Here is a 23,572-nt window from a genome sequence, read left to right on the forward strand (position 1 = left end):
GGGTTGCGGGCCTGGCTCAAAGTGATGGCCCGGTTTCAGGCGACGGGATGACCACCCAACTCTGGCTTTGTGTTCAAAGCGCCCTTACAGGGCCTTTGTTCTGTATGCCTCCACCAGTTGCCTCTCGGCATCCCCCAAATACCTCGCCAGCAACCGCTCCGCCTCGGCCCCATCCCCCTGCTGCAGCGCGGTGAGGATCTCCCGATTCCGGGCCAAATACGGCTCGTGAAATGGCTGCGGATCCGCCATCACATGAAATACCAGCCGCAACTCCGCCAGCAACCCTCGCATCAGTTCATCCACCCGCGGACTCTCGGCGAGCGTGCACAATCCCTGATGAAAACGAATGTCCGCCGTCCCCAGTTCACGCCACGCCTGCCGACGAGCGGCGTCCTCCCCCGCCTCCACGGCGGCCTCCACCGCGGCCAGTCGCTCTCCTGGCGGACTCTGCACGTCCCGCACGATCGAGCACTGCACGATCTTCCGCAACCGGTACAGATCAGCGACGTCCTCGACCGTCAGCACCCGGACGAACACGCCCCGATTCAGCTCGTGCACCAACAGCCGTTCGTGGGTCAGCAAGCGGAACGCCTCACGCAGCGTGTTTCGCGAGACGCCGAGCGCGCCACCGATCGCCTCTTCCGAGAGACGGCTCCCGGGTGCGAAGTGGCCCTCCGTGATGCGGGTCCGGAGCACGTCCGCAAGCCGCTCCGCCGTGCTGGTGCGGCCGAGGAGCGAGCGGTCCGCCTCCAGGCCGGCGATGGGATCCGAGCTTGGGGCATCGGTGCGCAAGGGGGCCTCCGGGCTACGACACGCGGGTCACGGCCAGTTAACCAGCACATCCACCCCTGATTCAACGTGTCGCACGACCAATCAGGGTATTGACTGATCGTTGAACAATCCTTACCTTGACATTTCCGCGTTCCCTCACGGATCGGAACCCGCGATGACCGAACCCAGCACCGACCGGAAGTCCCTGCGGCGCGCGTTCGTGGCGAGCCTGTCCGGGACCACCCTCGAGTACTACGACTTCGCTGTCTACTCGGTGGCCTCGGCGACCATCCTCGGCAAGCTGTTCTTCCCGTCGTCGGACGAGCTGGCGAGCACCATGCTGGCGTTCTCGACGTTCGCGGTCGGCTACGTCTCCCGGCCGTTCGGCGGGTTCCTGTTCGGCAGGCTCGGCGACATCCTCGGGCGCAAGCAGGTGCTGGTGTTCACCCTGCTGCTGACCGGCATCGCGACGTTCCTGATCGGCGTCCTGCCCACGCACGCCGCGTTCGGTGGCGGGGCCGCCGTGCTGCTGGTGCTGCTGCGCTTCGCCCAGGGCGTCGGCGTCGGCGGCGAATGGGGTGGCGCGGTCCTGCTCTCCAGCGAGTTCGGCGACCCGAAGCGCCGGGGCTTCTGGGCCTCCGCCGCCCAGATCGGGCCGCCCGCGGGCACGCTGCTGGCCAACGGCGTGCTGACCCTGCTGTCGCTGCTGCTGACCACCGCGCAGTTCGAGTCGTGGGGCTGGCGGGTCGCGTTCCTGCTGTCCGGCGTGCTGGTGCTGTTCGGCCTGTGGCTGCGGATGCGGCTGGAGGAAACGCCGGTGTTCCGCAAGATCGCCGAGCGCGGCGAGCGGCCGAAGGCACCCGTGCGCGAGGTCTTCCGGGAGGAGCCGCGCGCGCTCATCACGGGAATTCTCGTGCGCATCTGCCCGGACGTGCTGTACTCGCTGTTCACCGTCTTCGTGCTGACGTACCTCACCAACCGGCTGCACCTGCCCAAGAGCGACGGCACCATCGCGGTGATGATCGGCTCGGCGTGCCAGCTGTTCCTGATGCCGGCGTTCGGCGCGCTGTCCGACCGCGTCAGCCGCCGCACGCTGTACCTCGTGGGCACGATCGCCGCCGTCGTGTGGCCGTTCCTGTTCTTCCCGCTGGCGAACACGCGCTCGGTCGTGTTGATCATCGTGGGGGTCGTCGTGGCGCTCGCGATCCACGCCCTGCTCTACGGGCCGCAGGCCGCGCTGATCACCGAGCAGTTCTCCGTGCGGCTGCGCTACACCGGCAGCTCGCTCGCGTACACGCTCGCGGCGGTCGTCGGTGGCGCGGTCGCGCCGCTGGTGTTCACGGCGCTGCTCGCCGGGTTCGGCACGTGGGTGGTCGTGGCGCTGTACCTGGCGTTCACCGGGATCCTGACGCTCGGCGGGGTGCTGCTGAGCCGCACGGGACGGGCGGTGGAAGCCGAGCCCGCCGGGGCGCGGCCATGAGGATCGACCTGAACTGCGACGCGGACGGCCGCCTGCCCGACGTCGTCACGGCCGCGAACGTGCACTGCGGCTGCCATGCCGGGGCGGCACGCACGATGCGCGAGGTGTGCGAGGCGGCCGTCAAACGCGGCGTCGCGATCGGCGCGCTCGTCGGCTACCGGCACGGGGACGGCAGCGAGCTGGTCGACGACGTGCTGTACCAGCTGGGGGCGCTGGACGCGATCGCGGGCTCGGCGGGCGGCGAGGTCCGCTACGTCAAGGCCCGCGTCCGCGACGAGCACGCGGCGGCGGTCGTCGAGGCGGTGTGGCAGTACGACCCGCAGCTGCCCGTGCTCGGGCAGCCGGGCTCGGCCCTGCTGCGGCACGCGGCCGAGAACGGGCTCGTCACGGTGGCCGAGGCGTTCCCCGCCCGGCACTATCACCCGGACGGCCACCCGCTGCCGGACGCGGCACTGTCCGATCCGGACGAGATCGCGTGGCGCTGCCTCCGCCTCGTCACGCAGGGCGAGATCGTCGCTGTGGACGGCACGGTGATTCCCCTGCGCGCGGACTCGCTGTACGTCCACGGCAGTAGCTCCGCCGCCGTCCGGACGTTGCTCGACGCCGCCGGTGTGGAGCTACGCAGTTTCGCCTAGCGCCCGCAGCGCCGGGAGCAACGCCCGCAAAGCCCGCCCACGGTGGGAGACCGCGTCCTTCTCCGCCGGGTCGAGTTCCGCCGACGTACGGGTCTCCCCCTCCGGCACGAAGATCGGGTCGTAGCCGAAACCGTTGGTGCCACGGGGTTTCCGCACGAGCCGCCCGCGCCACTCGCCGCGCACGACCGTCTCCTCGCCGCCCGGGACGACGAGCGCGGCGGCGCACACGAACGCCGCGCCCATCCGGTCGTCCGGGGTGTCGCCGGTCTGCGCCAGCACCAGCTCCAGGTTCGCCTGGTCGTCGCCGTGCCTGCCGGACCAGCGTGCCGACAGCACGCCGGGCATCCCGTTGAGCGCGTCGACCGAAATACCCGAGTCGTCGGCGACCGAGGGCAGGCCCGTCGCCGCCGCGGCGTCGCGGGCCTTCGCCACCGCGTTCTCCTCGAACGTCGCGCCCGTCTCGGGCGCCTCGGGGAACTCGGGCACGTCGGACAGGCCGATCACCTCGATGCCGGAAACGCCCTCGGCCTCCAGGATCCGGCGCAGCTCGCCGAGCTTCTTCGCGTTGCGCGTGGCCAGCAGCACCCGGGTCACTTCGAGCCCTTCGACTTCTTGCCGGTGTGCGGCTCGGGCAGCTCGCCCGGGTACGCCTCCTCCAGCGCGGCGGTCTGCTTGCGGGTCAGCTCCTCGCAGCCCGCCAGCGCCAGGTCGAGCATCTTGTCCAAAGTGGACCGCGTGAACGTGGCGCCCTCGCCGGTGCCCTGCACCTCGATGAGCGTGCCCGCGTCCGTGGCGACGACGTTCAGGTCGACCTCGGCGCGCGAGTCCTCCTCGTACGGCAGGTCGAGGCGCACCCGGCCGTCCACCACCCCGACGCTGACCGCGGACACCATGGCCGACAACGGCTTCGGGTCGGCGAGCCGCCCGGCTGCCGCGAGCCACGTGACGGCGTCGTGCAGCGCCACGTACCCGCCGGTGATCGCGGCGGTGCGGGTACCGCCGTCGGCCTGGATCACGTCGCAGTCGAGGTGGATCGTGTTCTCGCCCAGCGCGGACAGGTCGATGCACGCCCGCAGCGACCGCCCGATGAGGCGGCTGATCTCGTGCGTGCGCCCGCCGACGCGGCCCTTCACGGACTCGCGGTCGCCGCGGTCGTGGGTGGCCGAGGGCAGCATCGCGTACTCGGCGGTGACCCAGCCCAGCCCGGAACCGGCGCGCCAGCGCGGCACCCCCTCGGTGACGCTCGCGGCGCACAGCACCCTGGTCCTGCCGTACTCGATGAGCACCGAGCCCGCGGGCCAGTCCTGGAACCCGCGCGTGATCCTGACCTCGCGGAGCTCGTCGTCGTTCCTACCGTCTTTACGTGCCACGCCCTGAAGGGTAGAGCGTCACAGTTCGTAGGTCGCGCCCTGCTCGACGAGGACGGCGCCGGGGAAGGCGGCCTTCGCCTCGGCGAGGATCGCGGCCGCGTCGCTCCACGGCGCCACGTGCGTGAGCAGCAGCTGCCCGGCCCCCGCCCGGGAGGCCAGCTCCCCCGCCTGCCTGCCGGACAGGTGCACGCCCGGCGGCCGCTCGGGCGCGTCGGTCCACGTCGCCTCGGACAGCAGCACGTCCACGCCGCGCGCCAGCTCGTCGAGCTGCGGGCAGGGACCGGTGTCGCCGGTGTACGCCAGCGTCCTGCCGCCGTGGCTGATGCGCAGCCCGAACGCCTCCGTCGGGTGGTCCACGGCGACGGCGGTCAACTCGAAGGGCCCGATCCGGACCGGCGCGGCACCGAGGGCGTGGAAGTCGTACACATCGGACAGATCCGTCTCGGCGAGCTCGACGTCGTTCGGCGCGTACGCCTTCGCCAGCCGGGCCGGGGCGTTCTCCGGCGCGTGCACCGGCAGGCGGCGCGCGAGCACGTCGAACGGCGGCGCCGGGTGGTAGCGGCGCAGCACGGTGAGCGCGCCGAAGTCGGCGCAGTGGTCGGGATGCAGGTGCGACAGCACGAGCGCGCCGAGGTCGAACGGGTCGTGCCGGGTCTGCAGCTCCGCGAGCGTGCCGTTGCCCAGCTCCACGCCCAGCAGGAAGCCCTCGGCCTCCAGCAGGTAACCCGACGCCGCCTTGCCGGGCCCCGGAATGCTGCCGGAGCAGCCCAGAATCGTGAGTCGCACGAGCGTCACCCTCCCACGTCAGCGCGTCGCGGGCGAAAGGACGCCCGGTGCGAAACCCATGAACCGCTGCGCGAGCCGGGCGAACGGCTCCGGCGAACCGGTGGCGATGAACTCGTGCCGCGGCGTGGTTTCGCGCTCGGCGAGCAGGTCGCGCTCGGTCAGCACGCGCACCACGTCCTTCGCGGTCTCCTCGGCGCTCGACACCAGCGTCACGTCGGGCCCCATCACGATCTGCAGCACGCCGCTGAGCAGCGGGTAGTGCGTGCAGCCGAGGACGAGCGTGTCGACCTGCGCGCGCAGCAACGGCTCCAGGTAGCCCTGGGCGAGGCCGAGGACCTGCCGCCCGGAGGTGATGCCACGCTCCACGAAGTCCACGAAACGCGGGCACGCGACGCTGGTGACGGTGACGTCCCGGGCGGCGGCGAACGCGTCGTCGTAGGCGCGCGAGCGGACCGTGCCCTCGGTGCCGATCACGCCGATGCGCCCGCTGTGCGTCGCGGAGACCGCGCGCCGGACGGCGGGGAGCACGACCTCGATGACGGGCACGTCGTAGCGCTCGCGGGCGTCCCGCAGACACGCGGCGGACGCGGTGTTGCAGGCGATCACGAGCGCCTTGACACCGCCCTCGACGAGGTTGTCGAGCGCCGCGAGCGCCAGCTCACGGGCGCGGGCGATGGGGAGTGGGCCGTACGGGTTGTGGGCGGTGTCGCCGACGTAGCGGAGCTGCTCGTGCGGCAGCTGCTCGAGGAGCGCGCGCGCCACGGTCAACCCGCCGACACCGGAGTCGAACACGCCGATCGGAGCCTCGGGACTGATCACACGGTTCAGGCTAGCTGCTTGCGTGCCTTCGCCCGGTCCGCGGCCGCCGCGAACCACGCCGCGAGGATGCCGCCGAGCGCCCCGAACACGTGTGCCTGCCAGGAGATCCCGGGGTTGCCGGGCAGCAGTCCCCACAGCGTGCCGCCCCAGACCAGCAGCAGCACCCCGGCGACGACGAGTTGCCCGAACGCCCGGTTGAACAGGCCGCGGACCAGCAGGTACGCGAGCCACCCGAAGGCAACGCCGGACGCGCCGATGGTCGAGGTGTGGTCCACACCGGTGAGCCACACGCCGAGCCCGCTGACCACCCAGATCAGGCCGGTGACCGCGAGCCAGCGCCCCACCCCGGACGCGAGCGCGAGGAAGCCGAACACCAGGACGGGAATCGTGTTGGCGAACAGGTGCGTCCAGCTACCGTGCAGGAGCGGCGCCCACACGACGCCGTCGAGCCCGGACAGCGTGCGCGGCACGATGCCCTCGTCGTCGAGCCGGTGGTGCAGGCCGGCGTCCACCAGCTCCACGAGGTACAGCAACGTGGTGAACGCGAGCACCACCACGGCCGCGGGCTTGACTTTCGCGGGCAGGATGCGCTTCGCGGGGTCGACGGGTGCGGTCGCTGTGCTCATACTCGTCACGGTACGGACCTGCGAGAACGCGGACCTCGGGTGAAAACCCTGAATTCGGGGACGACGCCGGGTGAGGATTCGGTTGCGGCGCGTTGATGCGGTGCTTACGCCCCGGAAACAGCGACCCGCTTCTCTTGTCAGGCATGACGAGCATCTACGAACAGATCGGCGGCCAGGAAGCACTGATCACCGTCGTCGACGACTTCTACGAGCGCGTGCTGGCGGACCCGGAACTGGCAGGGTTCTTCCGGGGCACCAACCTGCCGCGCTTGAAGGGCATGCAGGTCGAGTTCTTCGCCGCGGCATTGGGCGGCCCGGACGAGTACCAGGGCCGCTCGATGAAGGAGGTCCACCGAGGCCGAGGCATCGGACAACACCACTTCGACCTGGTCGCCAAGCACCTGACGGAGGCGTTGCAAGGAGCAGGCGTCCCCCAGGAAACGGTGGACACCATCATCGGCGCCATCGCACCCTTAGCCCCGGAAATCGTTTCAAGCACAGCAGCGGCCTAAACCGCACCCGGCAACAAAACCGGAACCAACACCCCCTACCGCCCGGTCCTCCCCCATCCCCGATACAAAGCCGTCATTAGCGGTTGACTCGCCGTGTCAAGGGTCGCGCAGCGATCGCGAAGCGACGCCGAAGGCGCCCTTGACGCGGCGAGTCAACCGTTAAACAATCAAAAATCGGGGCGCCCAACGCAACCACGGCTTTTCGCGCGCAGCGCGGTCTTTTCACGCACATACCCGCGAGTTCAAAGATCAAAAGAATGCCTCGCCGGCGGGCAGGCTCCGGGATGGCCGGGCCCAAAGGGATCTCACCTTGGCGAGGTGGTCGAGTTGAGTGGTCATCCCGTCGCCTGCGGTTTGTGCATATCACTTTGACCCAGACCCGCAAGCTTGGCATGACCGGCTGCGGTCTCGAAAAAGGTTGCGGGTCTGGCTCAAAGTGATCGGCTGGTTTCAGGCGACGGGATGACCACCCAACTCTGGGTTTTAATGCCTGCTCACGCCCAAAGTTCCCCGTCCAGCCTTGCCGCCGCTTCATCCAACGTGCCGCTGTACGCACCTGTCGACAAGTACTTCCAGCCCGCATCCGCCACGACAAAAGCGATATCCGCCTTCTCGCCCTTCGCCGCGGCCTTCTCCGCCGCGCCCAGTGCCGCGTGCAGGACCGCGCCCGTGGAAATCCCGGCGAAAATGCCCTCGTGTTCCAGCAGGTCGCGGGTTCTGCGGAGGGCGTCGTACGCGCCCACCGAGTAGCGGCCGTTGAGCACGTCCGGGTCGTACAGCTCCGGCACGAAACCCTCGTCGAGGTTGCGCAGGCCGTACACCAGCTCGCCGTACCGGGGCTCGGCCGCGATGATCTGTACGCCCGGCTTCTGTTCGTGCAGGTAGCGGCCTACGCCGACCAGTGTGCCCGTGGTGCCGAGGCCGCCGACGAAGTGCGTGATCGTCGGCAGGTCCTTCAGCAGCTCCGGGCCGGTGGTGCGGTAGTGCGCGTCCGCGTTGGCGGGGTTGCCGTACTGGTACAGCATCACCCAGTCGGGGTGCTGCTCGGCGAGCTCCTTGGCCCGCCGCACCGCCTCGTTCGAGCCACCGGCGGCGGGTGAGAACACGATGCGCGCGCCGTACGCCTGCAGCAGCTGCTTGCGCTCGGTCGACGTGTTCTCCGGCATCACGCAGATGAGCCCGTAGCCCTTGAGCTTCGCGGCCATCGCGAGCGAGATGCCGGTGTTGCCGGAGGTCGGTTCCAGGATGGTCGAACCCCGGCGCAGCCTGCCCTCGCGCTCGGCGGCCTCGATCATGGCCAGCGCGGGCCGGTCCTTGATCGAGCCGGTGGGGTTGCGGTCCTCCAGCTTGGCCCACAACCGCACCTCGTCGGTCGGGGACAGGCGGGGCAGACCGACCAGCGGGGTGCCGCCCAGTGCGTCGAGCAGGGAGTCGAAGCGAGCCATCAGCTCAGCGCGCGCCGCCCGCGACGGCGGGCAGGATCGTCACGGTGTCGCCGTCCTTGACCTCGGCGTCCAGGCCACCGGCGAAGCGGACGTCCTCGTCGTTGACGTACACGTTCACGAACCGGTGCAGCTTCTCGTCCTTCACGAGGCGGCCCTTGATGCCGCTGTGGCGCGACTCGATGTCGTCGATCACCTCGAGCACCGTCTTGCCGGACGCCTCGACGGACTTCTCGCCGCCGGTATGCGTGCGCAGGATGGTCGGGATGGACACGGTCACGGCCATGGGAAGTTACCTCCGCTTGGGTTTCTCTGGGACAGACGTTCGGGACGGGCGCGTTATTCCGTGATCTCCACGGGCTCCTCGGTGACCACGCCGTCGACGATGCGGTACGAGCGGAACTCGTGCTGCTCCGGGTCGCGCGTGGAAACCAGCACGTAGTGCGCGTCGGGCTCGGAGGCGTACGACACGTCGGTGCGCGACGGGTAGGCCTCGGTGGCGGTGTGCGAGTGGTAGATGACGACGGGGACCTCGTCGTTGGCGTCCAGCTCGCGGTACAGCTTGAGCAGGTCGGCCGAGTCGAACTCGTAGAACGTCGGCGAGCGCGCCGCGTTGAGCATCGGGATGAACCGGACAGGCCGGTCGGACCCCTCGGGCCCGGCGATCACGCCACACGCCTCGTCCGGGTGGTCCCGGCGAGCGTGGGCGACGATCTCCTCGACGAGTTCACGGCGGATCCGAAGCACGCTGGCCATCTTACGGGCCGGACACGTGGTGTTCACAGAGTGAGACTGCGCACGGGTGGCAGAACGCCGGTGGGCGCGCGCATGGCCTCGTGGGCGAGGTGGTGCTGGATCGCGGCCAGCACCACGATCGCGTGGTTCCGCCGCAGCGGCCGCTGCCACCGGCGACGGCGGGTCAGGCAGGTGGTCTGGGCATGCCCGGCGGCGACGAACCAGTCGGCGACCTCCGACGGGGTGAGCAGCAGATGCTCCGTGGGGCGGCATTGCGCCAGCACCCGGCGCACGGCACCGGTCACCTCTTCGCGCATCCTCGCGCCCTGGCGCCCGCGGAATTCCCGGCTGGTGACACGGGCGGCGTAGGCGTCCGGAAACAGGTGCTCGTCACGCAGCCCCTTCTCCAGGGCTTGGAGCAGCCGGGTGAACTGCCGCACCAGGAACTCGGCCCCGGCGGGCGTGATTCGCACGACGACCTGCCCGCCACCAACGGAGCGCGCACCGAAGTCGACGTTCACGACGGAATCCCGACGGTCGCGTGCAGGCCGTGGACCTGCAGCCGCGCCACGAGATCCTCCGCCGTGTCCTGGGTGCTGCACCAGGTCAGCACGCTGCTGCCACTCTCGTGCACGTCGTCGGCGAACTCGAAACCGCGGTCCACCGGCAGGCCGAACACCCGCCCCACGACGTACGCCACACCGGCGTGCGTGTTCGCGTCGTCGTTGTGCACCACAACCGCCCAGTGCCGCTCAGCTTCCACGGCTTTCTGATCTTCCGGAGACCACCGGCCGTTACGCCTCGAAGGTCTCCGGCCACACGTCCCGGTAGGCGGGCACCCCACCCGCCCCGGTCGCCGACAACACTCCGTGCACGATCGCCCTTGCGAACACCCGCGCCGCGGCCGAGCACAGCGCGTCCAGCGCCGCCGCGCGGGAGGCCTCTCCCAGTGGGCCCTTCGCGACCGGCAGCTCCCGATCGCCCGTGGCCAGGGCGAACACCGTGTCCCCGTCGAACATCGTGTGCGCCGGGCGCACCGCCCTTGCCAACCCGTCCTGGGCCGCCACCGCCAGGCGCCTGCACTCCGCCTTCGACAGGGCCGCGTCGACCGCCACCACGCCGATCGTCGTGTTCAGGTCCGTGCGCGCCGACGGCACCGAGCCGGGACGCGAAGGCCACGTCACCCCGAAGTCACCGTGGTCCGCCGCGAACGGCACGCCCGTCGCGAGCGACACCGCCTCACCCGAGGCGTTGACCACGGCCAGCGCGCCGACCGTGTAGCCGTTCACGACCTCGCTCGCGCTGCCCACGCCGCCCTTCAGCGACCCGACCACCGCGCCCGCCCCGGCACCGACCGTGCCCTGCTCCACCGGTCCGGCCGAAGCCGCCGCACAGGCCGCGTAGCCGAAAGCCGCGTCCGGGCGGTTGCCCCACTCGCTGCGCGGCAGGTCGAAGATCACCGCCGCCGGCACGATCGGCACCACTTCGTGTGGCTGCGCGCCCACCGGAAACCCCAGGTCACGCTCCCCCAGCCAGCGCATCACACCGTCCGCCGCCGCGAGCCCGTACGCGCTCCCGCCCGACAGGCAGATCGCGTTCACCCGCTGCACCAGGTTCTCCGGCTCCAGCAGGTTCGTCTCCCGCGTGCCCGGCGCGCCGCCACGCTGGTCCACCGCGCCCGTCGCCCCGCCGGGCACCAGCACCACGGTGGTGCCCGTGGCCCAGCCGGGTTCGACCCGCTGGTGGTGCCCGACGAGCACCCCCGACACGTCGGTGATCATGCCGTCAGCGCCTGGACCAGCGTCTCCTGCACGTACGTGAGCCAGTGGTAGACGCCGAGGTGCGGTGAGCGCGGGTCGTCCTCGGGCAGGTCGTCGGGCATGTCCTCGGTGACGTCGAGCGCGGTCCCCAGCGCGAGCCGGACGTCGTTGAGCGCCGAGAGCCACGCGTCGGCCTGCTCCACCGACAACCGGACGTTGCCGCCGTCACGCGGCAGCGTCTCCATCACCACCTGCGCCACGCCGACCTTCGCGTCGACCAGCTCGGGCTCGTGCAGCGAGCGCAGCGCGCCCGCCGAGTCGAGGTCCTCCTGGGTGGGGTTGTCCGGGTCGAGCTTGTGGTAGTCGGGCAGCAGGCGCGAGAGCACCGGGTCGTCGGGCGACTCCGAGGGACCCGTCTTGATCCCCGTCAGCTCCGCCAGCGGGTCCTGCGGCGCCTCCTCGGCGCGGGCCTGCAGCATGTCTTCGAGCTGGCTCACCAGCCCGCGCAACACCGCGGCCTCCTGCTGCTCGAACCCGGCGACGACCTGGCCGCCCTTGCGCTTCCAGCCTTTCACGCCTTCTCCATGGTGGCCCACAGCCCGGCGGCGTGGAGTCTCGTCACGTCGGCCTCAACCTTCTCCCTGGAGCCCGACGACACCGTCGCCCGGCCCTTGTGGTGCACGTCCAGCATCAGCTTCGTGGCGTGGTCCCGGCTGTACCCGAAGAGCTTCTGGAACACGTACGTCACGTACGACATCAGGTTGACGGGGTCGTTCCAGACGACGGTCTGCCACGGACTGTCCTCGGCGCCCACTTCGGCCCCGGCCGGCTCAACCTGCGTCTGTTCGGTTGCGACAGGCGTGGTCATACCCACATGGTGTCACGGATGCGGTACGGCGTGGCCGAGCGGTCGGTCCGTTCAGGTGAAGCACGCGTTCCCTCATTAGTCTTACCCCATGGGTTCGCCTGAGACGCAGGGCAGCACGGCACTGCTCACCGACCACTACGAACTGACGATGCTGGGCAGTGCGCTCGCCGACGGCACGGGCGACCGGCCGTGCGTGTTCGAGGTGTTCGCCCGCCGCCTGCCGGACGGGCGCCGCTACGGCGTCGTCGCCGGCACCGGGCGGGTGCTCGACGCCATCACCGACTTCCGGTTCACCGACGCCGAGATCACCCAGCTCGCCCAGACCGCCGTGGTCGACGACGAGACACTGGCCTGGCTCGCGGACTACGAGTTCACCGGCGACATCGAGGGCTACCCCGAGGGCGAGCTGTACTTCCCGGGCTCGCCGGTCCTCACCGTGCGCGGCACCTTCAACGAGGCCGTCGTGCTGGAGACCCTCGTGCTGTCGATCCTCAACCACGACAGCGCGATCGCGTCGGCCGCCGCGCGCATGTCCGGCGCCGCGCACGGCAGGCCGATCATCGAGATGGGCAGCCGCCGCACGCAGGAGTACGCGGCCGTCGCCGCCGCGCGCGCCGCGTACCTGGCCGGGTTCGCCGCGACCTCCAACCTGGAGGCGGGCCGCCGCTACGGCGTCCCGACCCGCGGCACCGTCGCGCACGCCTTCATGCTGCTGCACGACAGCGAGGAGGACGCGTTCCGCGCCCAGATCGAGAAGATGGGCACGGACACCACGCTGCTGGTGGACACCTACGACATCACCCAGGGCATCGAGACCGCGGTCCGTGTCGCCGGGCCGGAGCTCGGCGCGATCCGGATCGACTCCGGTGACGTCGGGGTGCTGGCCCGCAAGGCCCGCGAGCAGCTCGACTCGTTCGGCGCGAAGGACACCCGCATCGTCGTCTCCGGCGACCTCGACGAGCACGCGATCGCGGCGCTGCGTGCCGAGCCTGTCGACGCCTACGGGGTCGGCACCTCCGTCGTCACCGGTTCGGGTGCGCCGACCGCGGGCATGGTCTACAAGCTCGTCGAGGTCGACGGCCGTCCGGTGGCCAAGCGCAGCGAGAACAAGGCGTCGCGCGGCGGCCAGAAGATCGCGGTGCGGCGGCACAAGCCGACCGGCACGGCGCTGGAGGAGGTCGTGTACCACGGCCAGAAGCAGCCCGAGCTGGGCCAGTACGACCGGCCGCTGCAGATCCCGATGATCAGCGAGGGGCGCCCGGTGCACGACCTGCCGACCCTCGACGACGCCCGCGAGCGGCTGCGGCATTGCCTGGTGAGCCTGCCGTGGGAGGGTCTGAAGCTGTCCAAGGGCGAACCCGCCATCCCCACCGTGTTCGTGGAGGAGGACCAATGAGCCGCGCGCTGGTCGTGGTGGACGTGCAGAACGATTTCTGCGAGGGCGGCGCGCTCGCCGTCGCCGGGGGTGCGGCCACCGCCGCGGAGATCACCGAGCACCTCGCCGGGGGTGGTTACGACCACGTCGTGGCCACCCGCGACTACCACATCGACCCGGGCGCGCACTTCAGCGACGAGCCGGACTACGTGCGCACGTGGCCGCGGCACTGCGAGGCCGGCACGCCCGGCGCGTCGTTCCACCCGGCGCTCGACGTCGGCCCGATCTCGACGGTGTTCTCGAAGGGCCAGTACAGCGACGGCTACTCCGGTTTCGAGGGACACACCGGCGCCGGCGAGGGCCTTGGCGACTGGCTGAAGGCCCACGACGTGACGGAGATCGACGTGGTGGGCATCGCGACCGACCACTGCGTGCGCGCCACCTCGCTCGACGCCGTGCGGGCCGGTTTCTCCGTGCGCGTGCTGCTGGACCTGACCGCGGGCGTAGCGCGCGAGACGACCGACAAGGCGCTGGCGGACCTGCGCGCGGCCGGGGTCGCGCTGACCGGCACGCCGAAGGTGGGCTGATGCGGCCGATGCTGAAGAGGCACAACATCCATTTCCGCGAGCGGCTCGCGGCGAGCAAGGTGATCGCGGTCCTGCGCGCGGAGGACACCGAGTACTTCCCCGACGTCGCGCAGGTGCTCTACGACTCCGGCCTCCGCGTGGTCGAGACGGCGCTCACCACGCCGGGCGCGCTCCACGCGGTCGGGCAGATGCAGGTGGAGCTGGGCCGCGACACGCTGGTGGGCGCGGGCAACGTGCGCACCGTGTCCGATGTGGACAGTTGCGCGGCCGCGGGTGTGGACTTTCTCGCCACGCCGACCGTCTCGCCGGACGTGCTGGCGCGGGCGCAGCAGTACGAGCTGCCGGTGGTGTGCGGGGCGCTGACGCCGACGGAGGTCGACGCGGCGTGGCGGCACGGGGCCGCCGTCGTGCGGGTGTTCCCCATCGGCCCGTCCGGCGGGGTCCGGTACCTGCAGCAGGTGCGTGGTCCGCTGCCGGAGATCCCGCTGGTCCCGGCGGGTGGCGTCACGCTGCCGGAGGTGGAGGGCTACCTGGGCGCGGGGGCGTTCGCGGTGGCGGTCGGCGCGCCACTGCTGGGCGACGCCGTGTGCGGCGGCAGGCTCGAAGAGCTGGGGCAGCGCGCCTCGTACCTCGCCTCGCTGGCGGGGAAGTTCGTCTGACGGCGGCGGGGCCCGCGGCGGGCCCCGCCGCACGTGTCACTTACCGAACGGGTCGCAGGCCGCGGTGCCGACGTAGATGTCGCCCGACGCCGGGCCGCCCTGCGGGAACAGCTTGATGTGCATCGCGTGGGTGACGAGGCTGCCGTCCGCGGGGTGCGGCACGATCACCTCGTTGAGCACGATGTCGGCCATCGGCGGGTCGCCCTCGGCGCGGCCCGGAACGGGAATCGTGTAGTTCACCGGGATGTTCTCGGGCACCGTGATACCGCTGACCGCGCCCAGCTGCATCGAGCCCGAGCTGCCGTTCTTCGTCGTGGTGCAGCCCGCCTGGTAGGTGCGGACGGTGATCCTCGGCCCGCCGTACAGGCGCAGCGCGCTCGTCTCGAACCGCGAGCCTTCGACCTGCACGGACGCGGTGCCGTCCGCGTTGCGCACGCACTTCGTCGTCCCCAGCCCGAACTTCGTGGTCGGCCCGACGAACACCGGGTCCGCGCGGTTCTCCGCCGTCGCGCCCAGCGCGCACGGCGCGATCGGGTCGGCGCGGTTCTGCTCGCCCTCGACCGTGACGTCCGCCGCCCCGATCGAGCCGGACCCGGTCGCCGTGACCTCCTGTGCCTGTGCCGTCACCGGGACGGCGGCCAGGCACAGGGCCGCCAGCAGAACCCCCTTCGCCCGCGCCATCAGCAACTCCTCTCGCTCGCGCCTGGTAGTCCTCCTCCGACATCGACTCCCCGGAGGCGAACCTCAACACACGGACGAGTGGTTCAGCGGACAACCGGCTCAGCCCGGCCTTCGCGGTTCCGTCGGTGGGGGCCGGTACCGTTGCTTCCCGTGCCGTCCCCCACTGATCCCCCCGGTGTCAACGAGCTCCTCACGCACGCCGTGGAGGCGCTCGGCGGAGCGGAGCGCCCGGGGCAGGTCGAGATGGCCGAGGCGGTCGGGCGGGCGCTGCGCACGGGCGAGCACCTGGCGGTGCAGGCCGGCACGGGCACCGGCAAGTCGCTGGCGTACCTGGTGCCCGCGATCCGGCACGCCATCGTCAAGGACACCACGGTCGTCGTGTCGACGGCCACCATCGCGCTGCAGCGCCAGCTGGTCGACCGCGACCTGCCGAGGCTCGCGAAGGCGCTGAAGAAGCCGCTGGGCCGCGAGCCCACCTTCGCGATCCTCAAGGGCCGCCGGAACTACCTGTGCCTGCACCGGCTCGACAGCGGGGCGCCCGAGGAGCCCGAGGACCCGGGCCTGTTCGACCCGTTCGCCGTGTCCCGTCTCGGCAAGGAGGTGCAGCGGCTGCGCGAGTGGTCGTCCGACACCGAGACGGGCGACCGCGACGAGCTGGTGCCCGGCGTGTCGGAGCAGGCGTGGCGGCAGGTGTCGGTCACCGCCCGCGAGTGCCTCGGCGTGTCGCGCTGCCCGGTGGGCACCGACTGCTTCGCCGAGCGGGCGCGCGGGGAGGCCGGGCGGGCCGACGTGGTGGTCACCAACCACGCGCTGCTCGCGATCGACGCGCTGCAGGGCTACCAGGTGCTGCCGGAGCACGACCTGGTGATCGTCGACGAGGCCCACGAGCTGGTCGACCGCGTCACGTCCGTGGCCACCGGCGAGCTGACGGCCTCGATGGTCGCGATCGCCGTGCGCCGCTGCGGAAAGCTCATCGACGCCGACATCGCCGACCGGCTGGAGGAGTCCGGCGAGGGTCTGGCGATGATCCTCGAAGACCTCCAGCCGGGCCGGATCGACTCGCTGCCGAAGGCGCTGGGGAACGCGGTGGCGGCGGTCCGCGACGGGGCGCACGCGTGCCTGTCGGCGCTGGGTTCCGACCGCAAGGAGGACGTCGACGAGGCGACGGCGCGCAAGCTCGCCCGCTCGCAGGTGGAAGAGGTCCACGACACGGCGGTCCGGCTGCTGGAGGCGTTCGACGAGGACACCGCGCACCAGCGCGACGTGGTGTGGTTGTCCGCGGACCGGTACGGGATGAGCAACCGCCCGCCGTCGCTGCACGTCGCGCCCCTGTCGGTGGCGGGCCTGTTGCGGGAGCGGCTGTTCGGCGCCACCACCACGGTGCTCACGTCGGCCACGCTGACGCTCGGCGGCGCGTTCGACACGCTGGCGCGGCAGTGGGGCCTGCCGCCGCAGGCGAAGGTGGAAAAGGCCGAGGGCACGGCCACGGACAAGGCGCCGCCCACGGACGGCGAGGATCTGAAGTGGACGGGCATCGACGTCGGCTCGCCGTTCGACCACCGTCGCAACGGGATCCTGTACGTGGCGAAACACCTGCCCGCACCGGGCCGCGACGGCCTACCACCGTCCACATTGGACGAGATCGCGGAGCTGATCGACGCCGCGGGCGGCCGCACGCTCGGGTTGTTCTCGTCGATGCGCGCGGCGAAGCAGGCGACGGAGGAGCTGCGCGACCGGGTCAAGCATCCGATCCTGTGCCAGGGCGAGGACACCACGGCGCTGCTGGTGCGCAAGTTCGCCGAGGACACGCGCACGTGCCTGTTCGGCACGCTGTCGCTGTGGCAGGGCGTGGACGTGCCCGGGCCGTCGCTGCAGCTGGTGATCGTGGACCGGATCCCGTTCCCCCGCCCCGACGACCCGGTGCAGTCGGCGCGGCAGCGGGCGGTGGAAGCCCGGGGCGGCAACGGTTTCCTCACGGTGGCGGCCACGCACGCCGCGCTGCTGCTAGCGCAGGGCACCGGCAGGCTGCACCGGTCGGTCGCCGACCGCGGCGTGGTGGCGGTGCTCGACTCACGGCTGGCCACCGCCCGGTACGCGGGATTCCTGAAGGCTTCGCTGCCGCCGTTCTGGCCCACGACGGACCCGGAGGTGGCGCGAGCCGCCCTGCGCAGGCTGGACGCCGCCGCCCCGGCCTGAAGCCGCGGGCCGGGCGCGCTACCGTGGACTGAACTTGGACTAAGGAGGACCGTGTCCCAGGACTCGCCTCGCGCGCGATCGCGTTCGGTCAGTGTCGACGACATCGGGGTGCGCCGTCAGCTCGCCGACGGGCGCGAGGAGTCGGTCACGTGGGCGGAGCTGTCCGCGGTGGTGGTCAGGGTGATTCCCGAGGGCCCGTGGAACGAGGACGTGTTCCTGATGCTCGCCGGCGCGAACGGCAACGGCACGGCGGTCCCCAGCGGCGATCCGGCGGCGGACGCGCTCATCGAGCGCCTGCAGACCCTGCCGGGCTTCGACAACGAGAAGTTCGTCGAGGCGATGACCACCGACGCCGACGAGGCCTACGTGGTCTGGAAGGCGAACTAGCTGCCCGCGCGCAGCTAGTTCGCCAATACGAAAAGCAGACCATTCCTTTACGGTTCCGCCGGCTTGTGAGCTGCCCCTCTTCCGGTGTTCCGGCGTTCGGCAGTGGTCATCGACATTTAACGTTTCCGGCAGATCGAGCTGCTTGACGGCACAAGAGGCGACTTCTAACGTTGATCATGTAGCCGGCGTCGGCTACGACGCCTTGTCGCTTTCCTTTTCATTCCGGCCGGAAATCCTGTCACCGGCCGTCCACCGAGCATTGTCGCTCTCGCCGCCTTGTGCGCCTCAGCCTTCCTTTTGCCTCAGTACTTTCTGTTGAACCGGAGTCCGCACCACATGCTCGACCCGTGGTCCGTTATTACTTCCCCACGGACGAAGCCCTTCCAGCGGCGGTCCTCGCCGAATTCGCACCGATTCCGACGGCCGCGTAGGCAATGAGAGCGAAAATGCCTTTGCTGGCGAACGTGAACCTGCTCAAGCTGAGCCGGCGGACGCCCCGGCGGCCGGCGCTCGCCCAGGTCGGAACGGTCCGGCAGTCGCGGTACGTCACGCAGGCCGCCGACTGCGTGCAGCAGGGCGGGCCGGGCCGCGAGTGGTCCGACAAACCGCCCGTGGTGGCGTCGTACGTGCTGGTCAAGCTCTGCGAGCAGTACTGCATGGTGGCCCTGCTGGAGAACATGCCGGAGGGCTACTGCTCGGTCGGCAGTGGCCAGCTGCTGAACCACCGGGCGCCGGTGGTGATCGGCGCGGAGGTCACGTTCACGGTCCGCTGCACCGAGGCCCGGGGTTCCTACAGCAAGTGGGAGGTCGTGGTGGAGGACTCCCACGGGGTGGTGGGCGACGGCTGGATGGCCTTCGCCGTCGTGCACAAGGCCGACTTCGAGGCCCGCCGGATCGCGCCGAAGCACGCCGCGGTGATTCCCACTCAGCCCCGGCAGGAACCAGTCAGCCAGTAAGCACCGATGACGCGCCTCGCCCGCCGGGCAGCACCCGGCGGGCGAGGTGTCTATCGGTTTCCGGCGGTACCTAGCCGCCCGCGGCCGCCTTTTCGAAGGCGGGCAGCACGATGTCGAAGCTCCTCGCCACCTGTTCGACCGCGCCGGGCTCGCCGGAGGCGACGAACGCGGTGGCGCCCAGCTCGTAGGCGTCCTGTTAGGTGCCCGGTGCCGGCCCACAGCAACGGCGCGGCCTGCGCCGATGCCGACCCGGTCGCCCACCTCGATCTGCCCGACGTCTTCCCCGACCGCCTCGTGCCCCGCCACGAGGGGATAGCGGCTGATCCCGTTGGTGGTTGTCGATCAGGTCGACATCGGTGTGGCAGACCCCGCAGTGGGTGACGCGGACGTCCACCACCTCCGGCCCCAGCGGCCCGCTGTCGTACCGCGCCACCAGGCTTGGCCGCCGCATACGCCTTGACCTGCGTCCTCCCGCGCGCGGTCGATCAGGCGGTGGGGAACTCCTCCGTCACCGGGATGCCCTTCTTGAGCGTCCGGCTCACCGTGCACAGCTTCTCGATCGCGCGGTCCACGGCCAGCGCAAGCGCTTTCCGGTCGGCCTCGGCAAGCGCCGAGACGTCCAAGTCGAACTTCACGTGCACGGCGTCCAGCTCCGACGCGCCCTCGCGGCGGTCGGCCGACGCCTCCACGCGGAACTTCGAGTCCTCCCCCACGCGGCGCGTGATCAGCTCCTCCGCGGTGACCGCCGAGCAGCCCGCCGCCGCGACCTGCAGCAGCTCCGCGGGCGAGAACGCCCCCTCGGCGCCCTTGCGGCCGAGCCGCACCTCGGCACCGCGCTCGTTGCGCCCCACGAACTCGTGCTCGCCGACCCGCTCAACTTCGAGACCCATCTCGCTCCCTCCGGATTCCTACCGGCGAGAACCACCACCCGCACCGCCTTGTTCCCGGCAGTGCGCGCAGGTCCAGCTAGCGGAACTGCGCCAGGACCGTGACCGTCCCCGGCTCGACCTCCGTGAAGCCCGCGTCCCGGACCGCCACCACCCGGCGGGAACGCCACGCGCCCTCCGGGTCGTCACCCGGGTGGAGCTGCTTCCACAGCGCCACGCTCGGCGTGCGGACGGCGCAGGCGTAACCGCGCTCGCGCCACGACGCCAGCTCCTCTTCGGACAGCAGCGACGCCAGGATCATCGTGCCGTGGCCGACCTGCGCGGACGCCTTGCCAACCGTCATCGCCACCTCGGGGTTGAGCAGCAGCACCGGCAGGTCGTCCGGCGCGGGCGGCGGCTCGTCCGGCGGCAGGTCGCTGCCCTGGATCTGCAGCCGCGCGATCTCCTTCGGCACGTCCACCACCCGGCCCGGCACCAGCGCCCGCGCCTCGGCGCCGCCGACGGTCACCGTGACGCCCGGAAACTCCTGCGCCACCCGCCAGTGCAGGCCCCGCGCGCGCCGCGAAACCTTCCTGATGTGCCCGGAAACCCAGGCGTGCACGGCCTCGTGCCACTCCCCGCCCGGCTCGGCGCGCTCGTCCAGGCACACCGCCAGCGCCGCGGTGGCCGCCGCCTCCAGCAACGGCGTGCGCGCGGGCGGCGCCGACTTCTCCATGTGCAGGATCACCGGCATCGCCTGCACCTGCTCCGGCGACGCCTCGGGCAGCGCCGTCTCCTCCGCGGGCAACCCGAGCCATTCGGCGTACCGGGCGGCCAACGGCGCCAGGACGCTCACAACGTCGGCCGCAGGAGTTCGAGCCCGTCGGCCGCGTCGGCGGCCTCGACCTCCGCCCTGGTCACGCCGAGCACGAACAGCACGGCGTCGAGGTACGGGTGGGACAACGCGGTGTCCGCGACCTCCCGCAGCGCGGGCTTCGCGTTGAACGCCACGCCCATCCCGGCCGCCCGCAGCATGTCGATGTCGTTCGCGCCGTCACCGACCGCCACGCACTGCGCCAGCGGAATGCCGTACTCACCCGCGAACCGGCGCAACGCGGTCGCTTTGCCCGCCCTGTCGATGATCTCGCCGACCACCCGGCCGGTGAGCTTGCCGTCCACGACCTCCAGCTCGTTCGCCGCCGCGAAGTCGAGCTGCAGGTCGTCCACGATGCGCTGGATGATGCGCGTGAACCCGCCCGACACCACCCCGCAGCGGAAACCGAGGCGCTTGAGCGTGCGGACCGTGGTGCGCGCGCCCGGCGTGAGCAGGATCGCGTCGGCGACCTCGTCGAGCACCGACTCGGGCAGCCCTTCGAGCAGCCGCACCCGCCGTTCGAGCGACTCGGTGAAGTTCAGCTCCCCGCGCATCGCGGCCTCGGTGATCTCGCGGACCTCCGGCTCGACCCCGGCGTGCGCGGCGAGCATCTCGATGACCTCGCCCTGCACGAGCGTGGAGTCCACATCGAACACGATGAGCCGTTTCGCGCGGCGCGCCAGCCCGGCCCGCTCCACCGCGATGTCCAGACCACCGCTGGAAGCCACGTCCGCCAGCACCGAGCGGAGCTCCACATCGGACTGGTCGGTGTCGCGGGGCACCGACAGGTGCACTTCGAGCCCCGTGACCGGGTAGTCGGCGATCCGCCGGATCGCGTCGATGTTCGCGCCGAGGGCCGCGAGGCGGCGGGCCACGTCGGTGAACGCGCGGGCGCTCAACGGCCTCCCCAGCACGACGGCGACGTGCGTCGAGCCCTGCCGCGCCGGGGCGAACGGGTCCTCCCCGATGGCCTCGCCGACGCGGACGTCGACCGTCATGCCGACCGTGGCCATGGCCTGCTCGACCGCCTCCTGCAGGCCCTCGGGGTCGTCGCCGACCCCGACGAGCACGCCGAGCACCAGCTGGCCGCGGATCACGACCTGCTCGACGTCGAGCAGGTCGACCCCGTGCCGGGTGAGCGCCGCGAACAGCACGGAGGTGACGCCGGGCTTGTCCGGGCCCGTGGTGGTGATCAGGACCGGGGTCAGCTCGTGCACTGTGCTCTTTCCTCCGTTTCGGTGCCGGACAGACGGGCGGCCCGGCGCGTGAACCACACGCACCGGGCCGCCGCCTTCAGATCCGGGTCACTGCTCCGCCGCGTTGTCCTTGTCGTGGTCACCGGGGATGGCCGCCTCGGTGAGCAGCTGCGACGGGGCCTTGTAGCCGCCCTCGTGCTCCTTCGGCTTACCGGTGAAGGTGATCTCACCCTCGTGGCGCAGCCGGTCGACCATGTGCGGGTAGTGCAGCTCGAACGCCGGCCGCTCCGAACGGATCCGGGGCAGCTCGGTGAAGTTGTGCCGCGGCGGCGGGCAGCTGGTGGCCCATTCGAGCGAGTTGCCGTAGCCCCACGGGTCGTCCACCGTGACGATCTCGCCGTACCGGTAGCTCTTGAACACGTTGTAGATGAACGGCAGCGTGGACGCCCCGAGGATGTACGCGCCGATCGTGGAGATCGTGTTCAGGGTGGTGAAGCCGTCGCTGGCCAGGTAGTCGACGTACCGGCGGGGCATGCCCTCGGCGCCGAGCCAGTGCTGCACCAGGAACGTGGTGTGGAAGCCGATGAACGTGGTCCAGAAGTGGAGCTTGCCCAGCTTCTCGTCCATCATCCGGCCCGTGATCTTCGGGAACCAGAAGTAGATCCCGGCGAAGGTCGCGAACACGATCGTGCCGTAGAGCACGTAGTGGAAGTGCGCCACCACGAAGTAGCTGTCCGACACCTGGAAGTCGATCGCGGGCGCGGCCAGCAGGATGCCGGTCAGACCACCGAAGAGGAACGTGACCAGGAAGCCGATCGAGAAGATCATCGGCGTCTCGAAGGTCAGGTGCCCCTTCCACATCGTGCCGATCCAGTTGAAGAACTTCACGCCGGTCGGCACCGCGATCAGGAAGGTCATGAAGGAGAAGAACGGCAGGAGCACCGCGCCGGTGGCGTACATGTGGTGCGCCCACACCGCGACCGACAGCGCCGCGATCCCCAGCGTGGCCCAGACCAGGCCCTTGTAGCCGAACACCGGCTTGCGGGAGAAGACCGGGAAGATCTCGGACACGATGCCGAAGAACGGCAGCGCGACGATGTACACCTCGGGATGGCCGAAGAACCAGAACAGGTGCTGCCACAGGATCACCCCGCCGGTGGCCGGGTCGAACACGTGGGCCCCGATGTGCCGGTCGGCCAGCAGGCCCATCAGCGCGGCGGTGAGGATCGGGAACGCGATCAGCACCAGCAGCGACGTGACCAGGATGTTCCAGGTGAAGATCGGCATCCGGTACATCGTCATGCCGGGCGCGCGCAGGCACACGATCGTGGTGACCATGTTGACCGCGCCGAGGATGGTGCCCAGACCGGAGACGGCGAGGCCGGCGATCCACATGTCGGCACCCATGCCCGGCGAGTGGATGGCGTCCGACAGCGGGGTGTAGGCGAACCAGCCGAAGTCGGCCGCGCCACCCGGCGTCAGGAAGCCCGACACCGCGATCGTGCTGCCGAACAGGTACAGCCAGTACGAGAAGGCGTTGAGCCGCGGGAACGCCACGTCCGGCGAGCCGATCTGCAGCGGCATGACGAAGTTCGCGAACCCGAACAGGATCGGCGTCGCGTACATCAGCAGCATGATCGTGCCGTGCATGGTGAACAGCTGGTTGTACTGCTCGTTCGAGAGGAACTGCTGCCCGGGACGCGCCAGCTCGGTGCGGATGAGCATCGCCATCGCGCCACCGATCATGAAGAAAGCGAAGGACGTGACCAGGTACATCACGCCGATCTGCTTGTGGTCCGTCGTGCGGAACAACCGCAGCAGGAACGAACCCTTCGCCGCCTCGCGCGCCGGGTACGGCCGCGTAGCGATCGGCTGCGGGGCTACGGCTGTCACTCCTGCCTCCAAGACTTGCCTCGTTGTCTGTCCTCGGCCGCCTCGGCAGCCGATCGGATCGTATCCCCCGGTACCGACAACGCTGCGCACCGGCTGGG

Annotated in this window: 28 protein-coding genes; 9 read left to right on the forward strand and 19 right to left on the reverse strand. The window is 70.7% G+C overall.

From position 1 onward, the window contains the following. Positions 1 to 84 precede the first annotated feature (84 nt). Positions 85 to 792 carry a GntR family transcriptional regulator gene (locus FHX82_RS15910; RefSeq protein ID WP_145935700.1) on the reverse strand — a complete coding sequence of 236 codons (708 nt, stop codon included), beginning with the start codon at positions 790 to 792 and terminating at the stop codon, positions 85 to 87. A gap of 154 nt (positions 793 to 946) precedes the next feature. Here FHX82_RS15910 and FHX82_RS15915 point away from each other — a divergent pair, with 154 nt between their 5' ends. Next, positions 947 to 2,251, forward strand: coding sequence for an MFS transporter (locus FHX82_RS15915; protein WP_145935699.1), 1,305 nt, complete (start codon positions 947 to 949; stop codon positions 2,249 to 2,251). Further along, complete coding sequence (locus FHX82_RS15920; RefSeq protein WP_145935698.1) at positions 2,248 to 2,886, forward strand: LamB/YcsF family protein; 639 nt, start codon at positions 2,248 to 2,250, stop codon at positions 2,884 to 2,886. The genes FHX82_RS15915 and FHX82_RS15920 overlap by 4 nt, the downstream gene beginning before the upstream one ends. Here FHX82_RS15920 and rdgB read toward each other — a convergent pair. Genes rdgB through FHX82_RS15945 form a run of 5 tightly spaced genes read right to left on the reverse strand, consistent with a single transcriptional unit; the run spans position 2,869 to position 6,487 of the window. Beyond that, on the reverse strand, positions 2,869 to 3,480 hold the full coding sequence (gene rdgB / locus FHX82_RS15925; protein WP_145935697.1) for an RdgB/HAM1 family non-canonical purine NTP pyrophosphatase: 612 nt from the start codon (positions 3,478 to 3,480) through the stop codon (positions 2,869 to 2,871). The genes FHX82_RS15920 and rdgB overlap by 18 nt on opposite strands. Continuing rightward, positions 3,477 to 4,256 (reverse strand): ribonuclease PH, encoded by a 780-nt coding sequence (rph, locus tag FHX82_RS15930; protein ID WP_145935696.1) that lies wholly within the window; start codon positions 4,254 to 4,256, stop codon positions 3,477 to 3,479. Before rph ends, rdgB begins: the two co-directional genes overlap by 4 nt. A gap of 18 nt (positions 4,257 to 4,274) precedes the next feature. Continuing rightward, positions 4,275 to 5,042, reverse strand: coding sequence for an MBL fold metallo-hydrolase (locus FHX82_RS15935; protein WP_145935695.1), 768 nt, complete (start codon positions 5,040 to 5,042; stop codon positions 4,275 to 4,277). Between the two features lie 18 nt (positions 5,043 to 5,060). Continuing rightward, the gene (murI, locus tag FHX82_RS15940; RefSeq protein WP_145935694.1) at positions 5,061 to 5,861 is read right to left on the reverse strand and encodes a glutamate racemase; all 801 of its coding nucleotides are present in this window, start codon (positions 5,859 to 5,861) and stop codon (positions 5,061 to 5,063) included. A gap of 5 nt (positions 5,862 to 5,866) precedes the next feature. Continuing rightward, positions 5,867 to 6,487, reverse strand: a complete 621-nt coding sequence (locus FHX82_RS15945; protein ID WP_145935693.1) for a rhomboid family intramembrane serine protease — start codon at positions 6,485 to 6,487, stop codon at positions 5,867 to 5,869. A 143-nt stretch (positions 6,488 to 6,630) separates the two neighbouring features. Here FHX82_RS15945 and FHX82_RS15950 point away from each other — a divergent pair, with 143 nt between their 5' ends. Next, positions 6,631 to 6,999, forward strand: coding sequence for a group I truncated hemoglobin (locus tag FHX82_RS15950; RefSeq protein ID WP_145935692.1), 369 nt, complete (start codon positions 6,631 to 6,633; stop codon positions 6,997 to 6,999). 494 nt (positions 7,000 to 7,493) lie between these two features. Here FHX82_RS15950 and FHX82_RS15955 read toward each other — a convergent pair whose 3' ends face one another. Genes FHX82_RS15955 through clpS form a run of 8 tightly spaced genes read right to left on the reverse strand, consistent with a single transcriptional unit; the run spans position 7,494 to position 11,804 of the window. Beyond that, positions 7,494 to 8,444 carry a PLP-dependent cysteine synthase family protein gene (locus tag FHX82_RS15955; RefSeq protein WP_145935691.1) on the reverse strand — a complete coding sequence of 317 codons (951 nt, stop codon included), beginning with the start codon at positions 8,442 to 8,444 and terminating at the stop codon, positions 7,494 to 7,496. Positions 8,445 to 8,448: 4 nt separating this feature from the next. Next, entirely contained in the window at positions 8,449 to 8,727 is a 279-nt protein-coding gene (locus FHX82_RS15960; RefSeq protein ID WP_145935690.1) for a MoaD/ThiS family protein, read from the reverse strand. Between the two features lie 53 nt (positions 8,728 to 8,780). Next, positions 8,781 to 9,188, reverse strand: coding sequence for a M67 family metallopeptidase (locus FHX82_RS15965; protein ID WP_145935689.1), 408 nt, complete (start codon positions 9,186 to 9,188; stop codon positions 8,781 to 8,783). 32 nt (positions 9,189 to 9,220) lie between these two features. Beyond that, positions 9,221 to 9,697, reverse strand: a complete 477-nt coding sequence (locus FHX82_RS15970) for a DUF2017 family protein (protein ID WP_145935688.1) — start codon at positions 9,695 to 9,697, stop codon at positions 9,221 to 9,223. Then, positions 9,694 to 9,939: an ATP-dependent Clp protease adaptor ClpS gene (locus FHX82_RS15975; protein WP_145935687.1), complete on the reverse strand. Its 246-nt coding sequence runs from the start codon at positions 9,937 to 9,939 to the stop codon at positions 9,694 to 9,696. The genes FHX82_RS15970 and FHX82_RS15975 overlap by 4 nt, the downstream gene beginning before the upstream one ends. Positions 9,940 to 9,970: 31 nt before the next feature. Next, positions 9,971 to 10,957 carry a P1 family peptidase gene (locus FHX82_RS15980; RefSeq protein WP_145935686.1) on the reverse strand — a complete coding sequence of 329 codons (987 nt, stop codon included), beginning with the start codon at positions 10,955 to 10,957 and terminating at the stop codon, positions 9,971 to 9,973. Beyond that, positions 10,954 to 11,511 (reverse strand): DUF2017 domain-containing protein, encoded by a 558-nt coding sequence (locus FHX82_RS15985; protein ID WP_145935685.1) that lies wholly within the window; start codon positions 11,509 to 11,511, stop codon positions 10,954 to 10,956. The genes FHX82_RS15980 and FHX82_RS15985 overlap by 4 nt, the downstream gene beginning before the upstream one ends. Beyond that, positions 11,508 to 11,804: an ATP-dependent Clp protease adapter ClpS gene (gene clpS / locus FHX82_RS15990; protein ID WP_145935684.1), complete on the reverse strand. Its 297-nt coding sequence runs from the start codon at positions 11,802 to 11,804 to the stop codon at positions 11,508 to 11,510. Before clpS ends, FHX82_RS15985 begins: the two co-directional genes overlap by 4 nt. Before the next feature lie 88 nt (positions 11,805 to 11,892). Between clpS and FHX82_RS15995 the strand changes: the two genes are divergently transcribed. From FHX82_RS15995 to FHX82_RS16005, 3 genes are read left to right on the forward strand one after another with little or no spacing between them, the layout of a single operon-like run. After that, the gene (locus FHX82_RS15995) at positions 11,893 to 13,200 is read left to right on the forward strand and encodes a nicotinate phosphoribosyltransferase (RefSeq protein ID WP_145935683.1); all 1,308 of its coding nucleotides are present in this window, start codon (positions 11,893 to 11,895) and stop codon (positions 13,198 to 13,200) included. Next, positions 13,197 to 13,766 carry an isochorismatase family protein gene (locus tag FHX82_RS16000; RefSeq protein ID WP_145935682.1) on the forward strand — a complete coding sequence of 190 codons (570 nt, stop codon included), beginning with the start codon at positions 13,197 to 13,199 and terminating at the stop codon, positions 13,764 to 13,766. The genes FHX82_RS15995 and FHX82_RS16000 overlap by 4 nt, the downstream gene beginning before the upstream one ends. After that, positions 13,766 to 14,425: a bifunctional 4-hydroxy-2-oxoglutarate aldolase/2-dehydro-3-deoxy-phosphogluconate aldolase gene (locus FHX82_RS16005; protein WP_145935681.1), complete on the forward strand. Its 660-nt coding sequence runs from the start codon at positions 13,766 to 13,768 to the stop codon at positions 14,423 to 14,425. Before FHX82_RS16000 ends, FHX82_RS16005 begins: the two co-directional genes overlap by 1 nt. Before the next feature lie 36 nt (positions 14,426 to 14,461). On the opposite strand, the gene FHX82_RS16010 is transcribed toward FHX82_RS16005, so the two are convergent. Beyond that, the gene (locus FHX82_RS16010) at positions 14,462 to 15,106 is read right to left on the reverse strand and encodes a choice-of-anchor P domain-containing protein (protein WP_145935680.1); all 645 of its coding nucleotides are present in this window, start codon (positions 15,104 to 15,106) and stop codon (positions 14,462 to 14,464) included. A 150-nt stretch (positions 15,107 to 15,256) separates the two neighbouring features. On the opposite strand from FHX82_RS16010, the gene FHX82_RS16015 reads away from it, so the two are divergent. From FHX82_RS16015 to FHX82_RS16025, 3 genes are all read left to right on the forward strand, one after another. Continuing rightward, positions 15,257 to 17,302 carry an ATP-dependent DNA helicase gene (locus FHX82_RS16015; protein ID WP_145935679.1) on the forward strand — a complete coding sequence of 682 codons (2,046 nt, stop codon included), beginning with the start codon at positions 15,257 to 15,259 and terminating at the stop codon, positions 17,300 to 17,302. Between the two features lie 51 nt (positions 17,303 to 17,353). Continuing rightward, positions 17,354 to 17,689, forward strand: coding sequence for a hypothetical protein (locus tag FHX82_RS16020; RefSeq protein WP_145935678.1), 336 nt, complete (start codon positions 17,354 to 17,356; stop codon positions 17,687 to 17,689). A gap of 446 nt (positions 17,690 to 18,135) precedes the next feature. After that, positions 18,136 to 18,645, forward strand: coding sequence for a thioesterase family protein (locus FHX82_RS16025; protein ID WP_183176651.1), 510 nt, complete (start codon positions 18,136 to 18,138; stop codon positions 18,643 to 18,645). A 485-nt stretch (positions 18,646 to 19,130) separates the two neighbouring features. Here the strand turns inward: FHX82_RS16025 and FHX82_RS16030 are convergent, their stop codons facing one another. The 4 genes from FHX82_RS16030 to ctaD all read right to left on the reverse strand — a co-directional run bounded on the left by FHX82_RS16030 (position 19,131) and on the right by ctaD (position 23,474). Next, complete coding sequence (locus tag FHX82_RS16030) at positions 19,131 to 19,535, reverse strand: OsmC family protein (protein ID WP_145935676.1); 405 nt, start codon at positions 19,533 to 19,535, stop codon at positions 19,131 to 19,133. 76 nt (positions 19,536 to 19,611) lie between these two features. Next, on the reverse strand, positions 19,612 to 20,367 hold the full coding sequence (locus FHX82_RS16035) for a peptidyl-tRNA hydrolase (protein ID WP_145935675.1): 756 nt from the start codon (positions 20,365 to 20,367) through the stop codon (positions 19,612 to 19,614). After that, complete coding sequence (gene serB / locus FHX82_RS16040; RefSeq protein ID WP_145935738.1) at positions 20,364 to 21,593, reverse strand: phosphoserine phosphatase SerB; 1,230 nt, start codon at positions 21,591 to 21,593, stop codon at positions 20,364 to 20,366. Before serB ends, FHX82_RS16035 begins: the two co-directional genes overlap by 4 nt. A 96-nt stretch (positions 21,594 to 21,689) precedes the next feature. Next, positions 21,690 to 23,474 (reverse strand): aa3-type cytochrome oxidase subunit I, encoded by a 1,785-nt coding sequence (ctaD, locus tag FHX82_RS16045; protein ID WP_145935674.1) that lies wholly within the window; start codon positions 23,472 to 23,474, stop codon positions 21,690 to 21,692. Positions 23,475 to 23,572 lie beyond the last annotated feature (98 nt).

Source organism: Amycolatopsis bartoniae (assembly GCF_014191255.1).
GTDB classification, from domain to species: Bacteria; Actinomycetota; Actinomycetes; order Mycobacteriales; family Pseudonocardiaceae; genus Amycolatopsis_E; species Amycolatopsis_E bartoniae.

What these genes read in the sequence shown, in the direction of transcription:
- FHX82_RS16005 (WP_145935681.1), top strand. Translation starts at nt 13,766, where the DNA reads ATGCGGCCGATGCTGAAGAGGCACAACATCCATTTCCGCGAGCGGCTC.
- FHX82_RS15920 (WP_145935698.1), top strand. Translation starts at nt 2,248, where the DNA reads ATGAGGATCGACCTGAACTGCGACGCGGACGGCCGCCTGCCCGACGTC.
- clpS (WP_145935684.1), bottom strand. Translation starts at nt 11,804, where the DNA reads ATGACCACGCCTGTCGCAACCGAACAGACGCAGGTTGAGCCGGCCGGG.
- FHX82_RS15960 (WP_145935690.1), bottom strand. Translation starts at nt 8,727, where the DNA reads ATGGCCGTGACCGTGTCCATCCCGACCATCCTGCGCACGCATACCGGC.
- FHX82_RS15980 (WP_145935686.1), bottom strand. Translation starts at nt 10,957, where the DNA reads ATGATCACCGACGTGTCGGGGGTGCTCGTCGGGCACCACCAGCGGGTC.
- FHX82_RS15995 (WP_145935683.1), top strand. Translation starts at nt 11,893, where the DNA reads ATGGGTTCGCCTGAGACGCAGGGCAGCACGGCACTGCTCACCGACCAC.
- FHX82_RS15955 (WP_145935691.1), bottom strand. Translation starts at nt 8,444, where the DNA reads ATGGCTCGCTTCGACTCCCTGCTCGACGCACTGGGCGGCACCCCGCTG.
- FHX82_RS16000 (WP_145935682.1), top strand. Translation starts at nt 13,197, where the DNA reads ATGAGCCGCGCGCTGGTCGTGGTGGACGTGCAGAACGATTTCTGCGAG.
- FHX82_RS16010 (WP_145935680.1), bottom strand. Translation starts at nt 15,106, where the DNA reads ATGGCGCGGGCGAAGGGGGTTCTGCTGGCGGCCCTGTGCCTGGCCGCC.
- FHX82_RS15915 (WP_145935699.1), top strand. Translation starts at nt 947, where the DNA reads ATGACCGAACCCAGCACCGACCGGAAGTCCCTGCGGCGCGCGTTCGTG.
- FHX82_RS16025 (WP_183176651.1), top strand. Translation starts at nt 18,136, where the DNA reads ATGCCTTTGCTGGCGAACGTGAACCTGCTCAAGCTGAGCCGGCGGACG.
- FHX82_RS15945 (WP_145935693.1), bottom strand. Translation starts at nt 6,487, where the DNA reads ATGAGCACAGCGACCGCACCCGTCGACCCCGCGAAGCGCATCCTGCCC.
- FHX82_RS16030 (WP_145935676.1), bottom strand. Translation starts at nt 19,535, where the DNA reads ATGGGTCTCGAAGTTGAGCGGGTCGGCGAGCACGAGTTCGTGGGGCGC.
- FHX82_RS15950 (WP_145935692.1), top strand. Translation starts at nt 6,631, where the DNA reads ATGACGAGCATCTACGAACAGATCGGCGGCCAGGAAGCACTGATCACC.